This window comes from Bacillus salacetis (assembly GCF_049177075.1).
Classification (GTDB): domain Bacteria; phylum Bacillota; class Bacilli; order Bacillales; family Bacillaceae_B; genus Rossellomorea; species Rossellomorea salacetis_A.
On the sequence record NZ_CP185377.1, the window covers coordinates 4,272,974 to 4,286,772 of the forward strand.

Annotated in this window: 12 protein-coding genes; 3 read left to right on the forward strand and 9 right to left on the reverse strand. The window is 46.7% G+C overall.

The window, feature by feature from the left end:
• Positions 1 to 79: 79 nt before the first annotated feature.
• The 4 genes from ACOJQI_RS21980 to ACOJQI_RS21995 all read right to left on the reverse strand — a co-directional run bounded on the left by ACOJQI_RS21980 (position 80) and on the right by ACOJQI_RS21995 (position 5,893).
• The gene (locus ACOJQI_RS21980; protein ID WP_421382142.1) at positions 80 to 1,216 is read right to left on the reverse strand and encodes an acyl-CoA dehydrogenase; all 1,137 of its coding nucleotides are present in this window, start codon (positions 1,214 to 1,216) and stop codon (positions 80 to 82) included.
• A 40-nt stretch (positions 1,217 to 1,256) separates the two neighbouring features.
• Entirely contained in the window at positions 1,257 to 2,108 is an 852-nt protein-coding gene (locus ACOJQI_RS21985) for a 3-hydroxybutyryl-CoA dehydrogenase (protein WP_421382144.1), read from the reverse strand.
• A 44-nt stretch (positions 2,109 to 2,152) separates the two neighbouring features.
• Positions 2,153 to 3,340 carry an acetyl-CoA C-acetyltransferase gene (locus ACOJQI_RS21990; protein WP_421382146.1) on the reverse strand — a complete coding sequence of 396 codons (1,188 nt, stop codon included), beginning with the start codon at positions 3,338 to 3,340 and terminating at the stop codon, positions 2,153 to 2,155.
• Between the two features lie 435 nt (positions 3,341 to 3,775).
• On the reverse strand, positions 3,776 to 5,893 hold the full coding sequence (locus tag ACOJQI_RS21995; RefSeq protein WP_421382148.1) for a (Fe-S)-binding protein: 2,118 nt from the start codon (positions 5,891 to 5,893) through the stop codon (positions 3,776 to 3,778).
• A 275-nt stretch (positions 5,894 to 6,168) separates the two neighbouring features.
• On the opposite strand from ACOJQI_RS21995, the gene cls reads away from it, so the two are divergent.
• The 3 genes from cls to ACOJQI_RS22010 are packed head-to-tail and all read left to right on the forward strand — an operon-like array spanning position 6,169 to position 9,051.
• Positions 6,169 to 7,368, forward strand: coding sequence for a cardiolipin synthase (cls, locus tag ACOJQI_RS22000; RefSeq protein ID WP_421382150.1), 1,200 nt, complete (start codon positions 6,169 to 6,171; stop codon positions 7,366 to 7,368).
• 52 nt (positions 7,369 to 7,420) lie between these two features.
• Positions 7,421 to 8,374, forward strand: coding sequence for a UV DNA damage repair endonuclease UvsE (uvsE, locus tag ACOJQI_RS22005; RefSeq protein ID WP_421382152.1), 954 nt, complete (start codon positions 7,421 to 7,423; stop codon positions 8,372 to 8,374).
• Between the two features lie 14 nt (positions 8,375 to 8,388).
• Positions 8,389 to 9,051 (forward strand): ATP-binding protein, encoded by a 663-nt coding sequence (locus tag ACOJQI_RS22010; RefSeq protein ID WP_421382155.1) that lies wholly within the window; start codon positions 8,389 to 8,391, stop codon positions 9,049 to 9,051.
• Positions 9,052 to 9,107: 56 nt separating this feature from the next.
• On the opposite strand, the gene ACOJQI_RS22015 is transcribed toward ACOJQI_RS22010, so the two are convergent.
• The 5 genes from ACOJQI_RS22015 to speE all read right to left on the reverse strand — a co-directional run bounded on the left by ACOJQI_RS22015 (position 9,108) and on the right by speE (position 13,694).
• Complete coding sequence (locus tag ACOJQI_RS22015; protein ID WP_421382158.1) at positions 9,108 to 9,287, reverse strand: XapX domain-containing protein; 180 nt, start codon at positions 9,285 to 9,287, stop codon at positions 9,108 to 9,110.
• A 168-nt stretch (positions 9,288 to 9,455) separates the two neighbouring features.
• Entirely contained in the window at positions 9,456 to 11,126 is a 1,671-nt protein-coding gene (gene argS, locus ACOJQI_RS22020) for an arginine--tRNA ligase (RefSeq protein WP_421382160.1), read from the reverse strand.
• Positions 11,123 to 11,584, reverse strand: a complete 462-nt coding sequence (locus ACOJQI_RS22025; RefSeq protein ID WP_421382163.1) for a DUF1934 domain-containing protein — start codon at positions 11,582 to 11,584, stop codon at positions 11,123 to 11,125. Before ACOJQI_RS22025 ends, argS begins: the two co-directional genes overlap by 4 nt.
• 380 nt (positions 11,585 to 11,964) lie before the next feature.
• A complete protein-coding gene (gene speB, locus ACOJQI_RS22030; RefSeq protein ID WP_421382165.1) occupies positions 11,965 to 12,837 on the reverse strand; it encodes an agmatinase in 873 nt (290 codons plus the stop codon).
• Between the two features lie 26 nt (positions 12,838 to 12,863).
• On the reverse strand, positions 12,864 to 13,694 hold the full coding sequence (gene speE / locus ACOJQI_RS22035; protein ID WP_421382167.1) for a spermidine synthase: 831 nt from the start codon (positions 13,692 to 13,694) through the stop codon (positions 12,864 to 12,866).
• Positions 13,695 to 13,799: the final 105 nt, after the last annotated feature.

A 13,799-nucleotide genomic window follows, 5' to 3' on the forward strand; every position in this document is an offset into this window, starting at 1 on the left:
TATTGGTAATGACGCTTTAGTACTTTAAAGTAACAGGGGACTGTCCCCCAGTGCTTTAGAGTGTTAAAGCGGCCGCTTTTTATTTCATGAGATGTTTGCCTATGACTACCCTCTGAATTTCGCTTGTGCCTTCGTAGATTTCGGTTACTTTGGCATCCCGGAACAGTCTTTCGACCGGGTATTCTTCTGTGTAGCCGTATCCGCCATAGACCTGGATGGCTTCCGTTGTCACCTCGACAGCAGTCTTGGATGCGAATAGCTTGGCGATTGATGCCTCTTTTCCGCAGTTCAAGCCTTCGCTTCTCATGTTGGCTGCGCGATAGACTAACAGCTTTGCTGCTTCCACACCTGTTGCCATATCAGCCAGCTTGAATCCGATACCCTGCTGGGCGGCGATTGGCTTGCCGAACTGGACGCGTTCTTTTGCGTAAGCTGTTGAGTGTTCAAAGGCTGCTTCTGCAATTCCTAGTGCCTGAGCGGCGATACCGATACGCCCGACATCAAGATTGGCCATTGCAATCTTGAACCCCTGGCCTTCTTCACCAAGGAGATTTTCTGCAGGCACCTTCATATCTTCAAATGTCAGCTGCACTGTTCTTGAACCGTGAAGCCCCATTTTATGTTCATCTTTGCCGATGATGAGACCCGGTGTATCTTTTTCAACGATGAAAGCAGAAACTCCGCGGCCGCCCTTGTCAGGATCCGTTGATGCAAAAACGATATAGACGTCTGCCTCTCCGCCATTTGTGATAAAGACTTTGGATCCGTTGAGCACGTAATGGTCCTCTTTCTTGACCGCACGGGATTTCAACCCGCCGGCGTCAGATCCGGCACTAGGTTCCGTCAGGCAGAATGCTCCGAGATATTCACCGGATGCCAGCTTTGTGACGTACTTCTGCTTTTGCTCTTCGGTTCCGAAGTAAAGGATCGGGTTCGTTCCAACCGATGTATGCACCGACAGGATAACCCCTACTGTCGCACTTACTTTGGATAACTCATGAATCGCACTGATATAGGAAGTGAAGTCCATTTCCGAACCGCCGTATTTTTCTGGAATCGTGATCCCCATCAATCCGAGGTCAGCCATTTTTTTGAGAATCTCCCTCGGAAACTCCCCTTCTTCCATTCTTTCAACAAATGGTGCGATTTCGGTCTGCGCAAAATCGCGGACCATCTTTCTCATCATTTGCTGTTCCTCTGTAAAACGTAAATCCATCCTGTTTTCCTCCCCGATGTTTGTTTAAAGGCGCCTGAACTTATTCGTAAGTATAGAAACCTCTGCCGGTTTTCTTTCCGAGCCAGCCTGCTTTTACATATTTGCGAAGCAGCGGACATGGACGGTACTTGTCATCACCAAATCCTTCGTGAAGGGTTTCCATGATGTACAGGCACGTATCAAGGCCGATGAAGTCTGCCAGCGTAATCGGTCCCATTGGGTGATTCATGCCAAGCTTCATCACTTCATCGATGGCTTCTTTTGTGGCAACCCCTTCGTAAAGCGTGTAGATTGCTTCGTTGATCATCGGCATCAATACACGGTTGGATACGAAACCAGGGAAATCTTCCACTTCGACTCCGACTTTGTTCAATGTTTTTGTCATATCCTCAATCGCTTGATACACTTCATCAGAAGTTGCAAGACCGCGGATGATTTCTACCAATTTCATGACCGGTACAGGATTCATGAAATGCATCCCGATGACTTGCTGTGGTCTTTTTGTCGCTGCTGCCACTTCTGTAATCGGAAGTGATGATGTATTCGTTGCAAGGATGGCATGCTCAGGAGCAATTTCATCCAGTTGTTTAAAAATGTTTGTCTTGATGTCCATGTTTTCAACGGCCGCTTCGATGACAAGATCGACATCGCTTGCATCCTGCAGGTCCGTGGACTGAGTAAGATTTGATAAAACTTTCTCTTTGTCCTCTTCCGTCATTCTGCCTTTTTCGACTGAACGGGATAGGTTTTTAGTGATGACGCCCATTCCCCTTTGGACGAAGTCTTCTTTCAAGTCATTCAATTTCACGCTGAATCCGGCTTGGGCACATACCTGGGCGATTCCTGAGCCCATTTGTCCTGCGCCTACGACCATTACCTTTTTAATACTCATGTATGTTTTCTCCCCTTTGTTTGAATCTGATTTGATGATTTTGTTTACTTCTTCGGAACCTCGATCATGATGGCATCTCCCTGGCCGCCGCCTGAACAGATGGAGGCGATACCGATTCCGCCGCCGCGGCGTTTCAGTTCGTAAGCCAATGTAAGGATGATTCTCGCACCGCTTGCGCCGATCGGGTGGCCGATAGCAACCGCGCCGCCATTGACGTTCACTTTGCTTTCATCAAGATTTGCGATCTTCCCGCTCGTCAATGCCACTGCAGCAAATGCTTCATTTATTTCGAACAAATCGATTTCTTCTAATGTTTTTCCTGTCTTTTTCAAAAGTTCATTGATGACTAATCCTGGAGTTTGCGGAAAGTTTTCAGCTTCCAAGGCAATGGCAGTATGGCCAAGGATATAAGCTAATGGTTCCTTCCCTTCTTTAGAGGCGCGTTCTTCACTCATCAGGACCATTGCGGCCGCTCCATCATTTACTCCTGGGGCGTTGCCGGCTGTGATGGTTCCATCTGAGCCAAAAACAGGGGACAGTTTTGATAGTTTTTCTATGGATGTGTCTTTCCTTGGTGCTTCATCACGGTCGACTGTAATTGGATCGCCCTTGCGCTGCGGTACTTGAACTGCAGTGATTTCATCAGAAAGAATGCCTTCTTCTGTGGCTTTTACTGCCAACCTGTGGCTGCGCTCCGACCAGCGGTCCTGCTCTTCACGGGAAATCTCGAATTCAGTTGCTGTGCTGTTGCCGTATGTTCCCATGTGGACGTTATTAAAGCTGCAAGTCAGTCCGTCGTGTACCATCAAGTCTTTTACCTGGGAGTCGCCCATGCGCATTCCCCAGCGTGCTTTCGGTAAAATATATGGCGCGTTTGACATCGATTCCATTCCGCCTGCTACGATGACTTCGCCGTCACCTGCACGGATGATTTGGTCAGCCATTGTGACACTTCTCATCCCTGATGCACAGACTTTGTTGATTGTTTCCGTTCTCACGTTCCAAGGAAGTCCTGCATGGCGTGATGCCTGGCGGGAAGGGATCTGTCCCTGTCCGCCCTGAAGTACGGATCCAAGGATGAGTTCTTCTACTTCGCTTCCGTCTACACCGGCTCTTTTCAATGCTTCTTTTACAGCAAATCCGCCAAGTTCGGAGGCCGTAAAGGAGCTTAAGCTTCCTCCAAATTTACCAAAGGGTGTACGTGCACCATCAAGAATGACTGTTTTTCCCATTACAATCTCTCCTTTTCTATGATTCTATCTTTTCTTTTAAAATTGATACCGCTTTCAAAAATACGACTGAACGCTCGCTCGAAACCATGATGTAAAGAAAGGGCCTGGCAGCCATAACATCGAATCGATACTATTTGGGACCAGACCCTTTTTTCATTAAAAAGCTATTGGTTGATTTCCGCTCCAGGTGCCCGACTCCGCGGGGCGGGCGGTGAGCCTCCTCGGCTTCGCCTTGCGGGGTCTCACCTGTCCCGCTAGTCCCGCAGGAGGTCGGTCACCTTCCGCTTCAATCAAATGAGCATTTGCTAATGTCTTCAAAAATGTTCTTACTAATAAACTAATTACAAAATCATTTTGTAAGCCTTTACCATTCTATTCTAATGTAAAAATTGTATGAATGGAATAACTAACCTGAAAATTATTACTATTTGCTGATCAGGAAGCGATCGTTGTGTCTTTTGGGTCACCGCAGACTGCTTTTTCGAGAAGTTCGGCGACATCGAGTGTTGATACGTTGTCTTCTACTTCCTTCGCCTTTGTTCCATCTGAAAGCATTGTCAGGCAGTAAGGACATCCGGAACTGATGACGGAAGGATTTGTTTCGAGTGCCTGTTCGGTTCTGGCGACATTGACGCGGTGGCCTTTGTCTTCTTCCATCCACATCAAGCCTCCGCCGGCACCACAGCACATACCGTTTTGTTTGTTTCGTTCCATCTCGACCAGGTTGACACCTGAAATGGCTTTTAAGATTTCACGCGGCGGATCATAGACTTCGTTGTATCGGCCGAGGTAACAGGAGTCATGGAACGTGATTGTTTCATTGACTTCATATTTCGGCTTCAAGCGGCCTTCCTTCACAAGCTCTGCCAGCACTTCAGTGTGGTGGTACACTTCTGCTTCCAAGCCGAAGTCTGGATACTCATTTTTAAAGATATTATAAGCATGCGGGTCGATCGTGATGATCTTCTTGACTTCATTTTTCTCGAATTCCGCAATGTTTGCTGTTGCAAGTTCCTGGAACAGGAATTCGTTACCAAGACGGCGCGGTGTATCGCCGGAGTTTTTCTCTTTGTTTCCGAGTATCGCGAATTTCACGCCTGCTTCATTTAGAAGCTTAGCGAATGAAAGGGCGATTTTCTGGCTTCGGTTATCAAATGAACCCATGGAGCCTACCCAGAATAAGTATTCGAACTCTTCTCCTGCTTTTTTCATTTCTTTCACTGTCGGGATGTGAACGTCTTCGCGTCCTTCACGCCAGTTTTCGCGCTCTTTGCGGTTCAGTCCCCAAGGATTGCCTTGGCGCTCGATGTTTTGCATTGCACGCTGTGCGTCTGCATCCATCTTCCCTTCCGTCAACACAAGGTAACGGCGCAGGTCGATGATTTTGTCAACGTGCTCGTTCATAACCGGACATTGGTCCTCACAGTTACGGCATGTTGTACAAGCCCAGATTTCTTCTTCTGTGATGACATCCCCGATCAGGCTCGGGCTGTATTCCACTGCAGCTGCAGCTTCCCCGGCACCCTGTCCGGCAGCAGCCATTGCCAGCTGATTGCCTTGTGTATTGTTGAAGGCCATTGTCGGCACCCAAGGTTTCTTGGATGTGACCGCCGCACCATGGTTGGTTAAATGGTTACGCAGTTTCACAATCAAGTCCATTGGCGACAGCATCTTACCTGTGCCTGTAGCAGGACACATATTCGTACAGCGTCCGCACTCGACGCATGCGTAGAAATCGATCATTTGCAGCTGATTGAACTCTTCGATTTTCCCTACTCCGAAGCTTTCAGCTGACTCATCTTCAAAATCAATCGGTTTCAACTTTCCTGGATTGTCCAGGCGGTTAAAGTACACATTGGCAGGTCCTGCAATCAAGTGAGCATGCTTGGACTGCGGTACGTATACAAGGAAAGCAAGCAGGAACAGCAAGTGGATCCACCATGCCACATAGAAAATGACAATGGAGGCTGTCGTGCCGACCCAGCCCAATCCCCCGGCGAACAAGGAAGCGATCGGTTCTGTCCAGCCAAGCCCTTCAGCATGCCAGATCAGGCTCATCCCGTTTCCAAGCAGGACTGAGAGCATAAGTCCTCCGATGAACAGGAGAACAAGTCCGTTTTTGAAGCCCCTCTTCAAACGTACAAGTTTTTCAACATAGCGGCGGTAGAAAGCCCACACAACCGCTACCAGAATCGTTAAAGTTACAATTTCCTGGAAGAACGTAAACGCCGGATACAGCGGTCCAAGCGGCAGGTGCGACCCCGGCGCAAGCCCCTTCCAGATAAAATCTATTGCCCCGAATTGTACTAATAGGAATCCATAGAAGAACATGACGTGAATCGCGCCGCTCTTTTTATCCTTCAAGAGCTTTTTCTGCCCGAATACATTCACGGCGATCTTCTTCATCCGTTCTTTTACATCATTATCAAACTCAGCTTTCTTCCCCAGTTTGATATACTCAATTCTCGTTTTGACAACATAAACGAACAAACTGACTGCGTAAGCGGTTACAAGAATGAAAGCAATCCAGTTTATCCACAACAAAACGTCCATGTCAAAAACTCTCCCCTCTTAATTCCATGATTTCTTCCCCTTTGTTGCAAATTTTAAAAAGGAAATAATATTCAGAATGTTCCCTACCTCCATTATATACTGAATGAGCATTCAGTCAACGATTTTCCTGCGATTTTTTTCAATGGAATTGTAAAAAGAATCCCTTTTTCCGTTGCCAATTGCCACCAAGCGTTTTCATAAGCTTCTTAAAGGGAAAAGATGAATAAGAGATAATTGGACATACTACTATGTACCAGTAATGAAAGAGTGATATTATGTGGATTTTGACCATTTTCATCATATTGGCCGCCATTATTCTATGGTGCATCATTGACTTCCATTTCGGCCGCAAGCACTTTGTCCGCACTGCCTATAGAAGGGATTACCCTAAAAGGCACAGTGATATGGAGCTGATTTCAACCGGTCCTGCTTTTTTTGAAAGGATGTTTACCGATCTGAAAGAAGCCTCTTCCACGATCCACTGTCTTTTCTATATCGTGGAAAACGATCATTTAGGGCGGCAGTTCTTCGACATTCTGAAGCAGAAAGCGCAAGAAGGTGTGGAAGTGCGGCTGTTGATGGACAGATTGGGAAGTTTTAAAGTCAAGAAGAAGCAGGTAAAAGAGTTACAAGCATGCGGCATCCATGTTTTTTTTGCGGAAAAGCCCAAGCTTCCTTACCTTTTTTTCTCGACTCAGCAGCGTAACCACCGGAAAATAACCGTAGTCGATGGAAAAATCGGTTACCTGGGCGGCTACAATGTCGGGAAGGCCTATATTGATGAAGACCCGAAGCTGTCCCCTTGGAGAGATTATCATATGAGAATTGTCGGGGAAGGCACATCCGATCTTCAACGGGAGTTTTGCATTGATTGGAAACGGGCTTCAGGCGAGGATATATTAAATAAGCACGGCTACTTCCCTGATCTTGAAAAAGGTGCGGTTGAACATCGTTTCTTCCCTTCTGAAGGATTCAAGATTGAAAGCCAATTCGTAAGCTTCATAACCAATGCTAAAAAGTCGATCTTTATCGGCACCCCTTATTTCATCCCTTCTGATGAAGTGCTGAATGCCTTGATCAAAGCCTTGAACCGGGGGATAAAAGTGACAATCGTCAGTCCGGAAAAACCTGACCACCCTCTTGTAAAGGAAGCTTCCTTTAAATACTTCCGCAAATTGATTCCACTGGGAGCTGAAGTCCATCATTACCAGTCAGGGTTCTACCATTCCAAACTGATCATCCTCGATGATGAATTTTGCGACCTCGGCACAGCCAACTTCGATCTTAGAAGTTTTTACGTGAACCTGGAGCTTAACAATTTCACTTATACCCAGTCTTTCGTGGATGAAGTCCGGAAAGAAGTCCAGAAGGATATAGAGGGTTCTACATTAGTAACAATGGAGAAGCTGAACTCGGTCAGCATATCCACCAGATTTAAAGAAGGAATCGCAGCCATGATTTCGATATTATTATAATGCCCTCCCTTCCTTATGAGGGGAGATTATTTTTTTGTACGGGAGTGAAACGATGCAACTTCGACTCGGATTTGTCGCCAATGCCCTGTCTTTATGGGATGCAAGCCCTTCAAAGACGATGACATTTAAACGTTACAGTGAGCTTCCTGAAGATGAACGGAACCAGAAGCTGCTGGACGTGACAGCAGCCAATTTAGAACATACCAAGCGGATCCTCTATTATCTGGCGGCTCATGAAATTTACCTTTACCGGATGTCCAGCTCCATGGTTCCCCTGGCAACCCACCCGGAAGTGAAATGGGATTTTGTCACACCATTTCAACGGGAATGGGAGGAACTCGGCCTTCTTATCAAGAAATTCAATATCAGGACAAGCTACCATCCGAACCAGTTCACCCTGTTTACAAGCCCTAAGGATTCCGTGACGGACAATGCAGTTGAAGATATGATTTTTCATTATAAGATGCTTGAGGCCATGAATGTCCATGAACAGTCACTGATCAACATCCATATCGGCGGCACCTACGGAAATAAGGAAGAAGCTTTGGCCCGGTTCCATAAGAATCTGCAAAAGCTGCCTTCTCATGTGAAAAAAATCATGACGCTTGAGAACGATGATAAAACCTATACAGTCGAGGAGACACTTGAGGTCTGTGAAAAAGAAGGGATCCCGATGATCCTTGATGTGCACCATCATGAAGCGAATCAAAGCACCAAGCCTCTGGAGGAGTTCTTGCCGAGAATCCTGGATACATGGAAACACCGGGATCTGCGCCCGAAGATCCACGTCTCTTCTCCTAAATCGGAAAAAGCCTTCCGATCTCATGCAGACAATGTGGATATCGACTTTGTGCTTCCTTATCTCAAGATGCTGAAAGAATTGGACCAGGATATCGATGTCATGATTGAAGCGAAAAACAAAGATTTGGCAATGCTGAAGTTGACGGAGGATATTGCAAAAGTCCGCGGGGTGAAACGGGTGAGCGGCGGTATACTGAACTGGTAGGGAAAGGATTTGCGATGAAAAAGAAGATCTGTATTTCATGGAGCGGCGGCCGCGACAGCATGGTGATGCTTGACCGCCTCCACTCCTCTAGTGATTGGAAACCGGCTGCCCTCTTGACTACACTAGCGGAAGAAGAACAAAGGGTCATGATGCATGACATCCCGCTTTCACTGCTGACAAAACAGGCAGATTCCTTAAAGCTCCCGCTGCATACCGTCATGATGAAGCAGGGGGCAAGCAATGAAGAATACGAAGAAAGCATGCGTGCCGCTTTAGGTTCACTCAGTAAACAGGGAATCGATACAATGGCTTTCGGGGACATTTTTCTGAAAGACATTAAGGCCTACCGTGAAGATCAAATGAAGAAAACCACCCTGGAACCTGTTTTTCCCTTGTGGGGAGATGCAACGGAGAACCTGAGCCGGGAATTCATCAACAAAGGATATAAAGCCGTGTTGATCTGTGTCGACTGTTCGCAGCTTGACTCCTCATTTCTCGGAAGGGAATATGATGAAGATCTTCTCCGGGACCTTCCTGATGGAATCGACCCCTGCGGTGAAAACGGCGAATTCCATACATTTGTCTATGATGGCCCCTTGTTTGAAAAAGCGGTGGATTATCAGTTGAAAGACACCGTTGAAAGGTATGACCGGTTTCTTTATTGGCATATTGAATAAAAAATCCCCGGCGGACGAGTGTCTGCCGGGGATTTATTTTTGGGCTATATTCCAAGTTACTTCATCATCGACTCGATCATCGGCTGCACCCAGGCATACACCTTGAAGCCAAGGTAGATGCCAATGATTCCCGCCACTCCTGCAAAGGCAGGCGGGGCCGGAATCGGCAGTTTGAAAAGAGCAAAGATAAAACCGACAATAAAGCCAGTCAGAATGGCCAATAATACTACTTTCATGTCAGAACCTCCATGTCGTCGTCTGTTATTTATAGATTGCCCATTACGAAACAAACTATTTTTCACATAATAGCCTCTTCATCTGGCTGCGATGTCATGTTGTGAGGTTTTCGGCGGTAGAAAAAGACGGCGAAGCATTGTACTTCAGCCGTCTTTTGTGATTCAAGCTTACATCTTCTCCGGAGCAGAAACCCCGATCAGTTTCAACGCATTTTTCATCGTGATGCGCACTGCTTTGATCAAGGACAAGCGTGCTTTTGTCAATTCCATGTTCTCCTTGTCCAACACTTTTTCAGCGTTGTAGAAGCTGTGGAATGCAGCAGCCAGTTCATTGATATAGTTTGCTACACGGTGAGGCGTTCTCTTTGCAGCAGCATCTGCAACGATTCCAGGGAAGTCTCCCAACTTTTTCAGCAGGTCGATTGTCTTCTCTGCTTTCAGTAGCGAATAATCGGCACCTTCCTCAAAGCTGACACCCTGTTCTTCCGCTTGGCGCAGGATGCTGCAGATACGGGCATGCGCATATTGTGCATAGTAAACCGGGTTCTCATTTGACTGGGAAACAGCCAGGTCAAGGTCAAAGTCCATATGCGTGTCGGCACTTCTCATCGCAAAGAAGTAACGCACCGCATCCAGGCCAACCTCGTCGACAAGGTCACGCATTGTCACGGCTTTACCCGTACGTTTACTCATCTTCATTTTTTCACCGTTCTTGAACAGGTGGACAAGCTGGATGACTTCCACTTCCAGCTTCTCGCGGTCATAGCCAAGAGCCTCAATTGCTGCTTTCATACGCGGAATGTACCCGTGATGATCTGCACCCCAGATATTGATGAGAATATCATGGCCGCGCTCAAACTTGTCGCGGTGATAGGAAATATCCGGTGTCAAATAAGTGTATGTCCCGTCGTTTTTGATCAGCACGCGGTCTTTATCATCGCCCAGTTCCGTAGAACGGAACCACGTTGCCCCGCCTTCTTCGTAAACATGGTTGTTGTCGCGAAGAGCTTTCAGCGCGTCATCGATTTTTCCATTTTCATAAAGAGACGTCTCTGAGTACCAAACATTGAACGGAACGCGGAAGTCCTCAAGGTCCTTCTTAAGTTTTTCCATTTCATATTTCAAACCGTACTCACGGAAAAACTTGTAGCGTTCTTCTTCAGAAGCTTCAATATATTTATCGCCAAATTCATCAGCTAGTTGCTGGCCGATCCCAATGATATCCGCTCCCTGATAGCCGTCTTCCGGAACAGCCTTATCATGTCCAAGCGCCTGGAAGTAGCGGGCTTCAACAGAAAGAGCCAAATTATGGATCTGGTTCCCTGCATCATTGATGTAATATTCGCGTGTCACCTTGTACCCTGCCTTATCAAGCACGTTGCACAGTGAATCACCGACGGACGCACCGCGGGCATGTCCCAAGTGAAGATCTCCGGTAGGGTTGGCGGAAACAAACTCGACGTTAATTCTTTCACCTTTGCCGGCATCGGAACGGCCGTACTCATCTCCTGCGTCCAGGATGTTCGGCACGAGCTCTGTCAGATACTCATTTTTCATGAAAAAGTTAATGAACCCAGGGCCCGCAATATCAATCTTTTCAATGGATGCTGCTTCCTGGTCGATGTTTGCTGCGATATCATCCGCAATCATCCGCGGTGCTTTTTTCGCCACACGGGCAAGCTGCATCGCCATATTGGTTGAGTAGTCCCCGTGTGATTTTTCCTTAGGTGTTTCAAGAATTACATCCGGCAGCTGATTTTCCGCCGCCAATCCCGCTTTCAGGACCGCTGACTTAATCTCAGCTCTTAATTTATCTTGTACTTGTTCTGCGATATTCATTGCTCTATTCCTTCCTCCTTGTACGAAATGTCCATCTCATACTTTCCGACCGGGCTGCCCTGCATGAATAACTGGTAGGATAAGTTGATTTCGCCGTCATTCCTTGTTCGGTTGGCGGTGTGTGTCAGTTTTGAAGTCTTGGTCGTGATCATCAAAGTCCCCAGCTGGCTTTCATAAGAGCCGGCATGTTCCTCATCTTCTTTAAAAACCATCCTCATCTTTACAGCACCGCTGCGCAAGATCAAGGCTTCCTCGTCCCGCTTGATCTTGACGATCGTATGTATCGTTCCTTCTTCTTGTACTTCATCATATTTCAGAAAAAAAGAATCTCCTTTTTCATAGTATCTGCCATTGGAGAACAATTCAAAAGAGTCTTTTTCGTCGCCGTGCTGTATGCGGGTTTTCAAGTGAATTTTAACTTCAGTCTGTTCAGCTGCTCCACTATTCAAACCTCTCACATCCTTTGTAAAATTCTTGAGTTTCCTTAACGTGCATCCTTAACTAACTAAGTATAAAAATAAACTCTAGAAATTGCAATGAAACGGCAGGAATTCGGTTATTTCTGAGTATTTAGGGGACGGACATGCAAGAATTGGCGAGCTGGAGTGGACATTCATCTTCTATCAACCAGTTTCAGCATTCTATCGACCGCTTTTAAGGTTCTTTCAACCACTTTAGATCTCCTATCAACCAGTTTCCACTTTCTATCAACCAAAATGCTCGTTCTATCAACAACCGACACATTCCGACAAAACCTGGGAAGTGACTGCCACCAAAACAAAAAAACCGCCCCATTGAATCTGAGTTTCTCCGGGGCAGTTGCTTTCAGTCAAAACTATTATTTCACCCAGCCCAGCATCATTTCGCGGATGAGTTTGCTGGCTGTGTTGGCCGTTTGCTCGGATGCGTCGTAGATCGGCGCCACTTCGACAAGGTCGGCTCCAACTACGTTCACTTCCGAACGGGCGATTTCATGGATGGAAGCCAGCAGTTCACGGGAAGTGATCCCGCCTGCATCCACTGTACCTGTTCCAGGTGCGTGGGCCGGATCTAGCACGTCAATGTCGATGGTCACATACACCGGTCGTCCTGCAAGCTTAGGCAGGATTTCTTTCAGCGGCTCAAGCACTTCAAACTTGGAAATGTGCATGCCGTTTTCCTTTGCCCACTGAAACTCTTCTTTCATGCCGGAACGGATTCCGAATGAATACACATTTTCAGGGCCGATATGATCGGCAATCTTCCTGATTGGTGTGGAGTGCGACAATGGCTCTCCTTCATAGTGCTCGCGAAGATCTGTATGAGCATCAAAATGGATGATTGCCAGATCTTTGTGTTTTTTATAAACAGCTTTCATGACAGGCCATGCAACAAGATGCTCCCCTCCCATTCCGAACGGGATCTTGTTGTCTTTCATCAAGCCGTCGATGTAGTCTTCAATGATATCGAGGCTTTTTTGCGGATTACCGAACGGAAGCGGGATATCCCCGGCATCAAAATACTTGATCTCTTCCAATTCGCGGTCAAGGTAAGGGCTGTACTCTTCCAACCCGATCGATACTTCGCGGATGCGGGTCGGACCGAAACGGGAACCAGGACGGTAGCTCACCGTCCAGTCCATCGGCATGCCGTAAAGCACAATCTGGCTTTCGTCATACGATGGATGGCTGCCGATAAAAACATTTCCAGAATAAGCTTCATCAAAGCGCATTTTTCATTACTCCTTTTTATTAAAAATTATTCAGTAAGATCCTTAACAAACTTAGGCAGTACGAAGCTGGCTTTATGAAGTTCTTTTGTATAGTATTTCGTTTCGATGTCATGGAAGCGGTCATCGCTTACTTCCAGCGGATCATGCTTTTTAGATCCTACCGTGAATGCCCAAAGGCCGCTTGGGTACGTTGGGATGTTAGCCAGGTATAGGCGTGTGATCGGGAAGATTTCCTTTACATCGCTTTGCACCTGTCTGATAAGGTCGGCTTTGAACCAAGGGTTATCACTCTGCGCAACAAAGATACCGTCTTCTTTCAACGCTTTTGAGATACCGGCATAGAAGCCTTTTGTGAACAGGTTAACCGCCGGGCCTACAGGCTCTGTGGAATCAACCATGATGACATCATATTCATTTTCGCTTTTCGCAATATGCATGAAGCCGTCCCCGACCTGCACTTCCACTCTTTCGTTCTCAAGTTCGCCTGCGATTTCAGGCAGATACTTCTTGGAGTACTCGATTACTTTGCCATCGATCTCAGCAAGCACCGCTTTTTTGACAGACGGGTGCTTCAACACTTCACGGATGACGCCTCCGTCCCCGCCGCCGACAACAAGAACCGTTTCAGGATTTGGATGAGTGAACAATGGCACGTGTGCCACCATCTCATGATAAACGAACTCATCCTTCTGGGAAGTCATGACCATCTCATCCAGAAGAAGCATGTTGCCCCACTCTTCCGTCTCGACCATATCAAGCTTTTGAAATTCAGTTTGCTCTGTATGTAAAGTTTTGTTGATTTTCATTGTAATACCGAAGTTTTCCGTTTGTTTCTCTGTGAACCAGAATCCACCCATTTTTGCTTCATTCCTTTTCTAATTAATTCTCGAGGCCAGGGACAAATATCATCATAAATATCCTTCCCCAACAACATAAATACAAACATGAGAAAAAGTATAGTC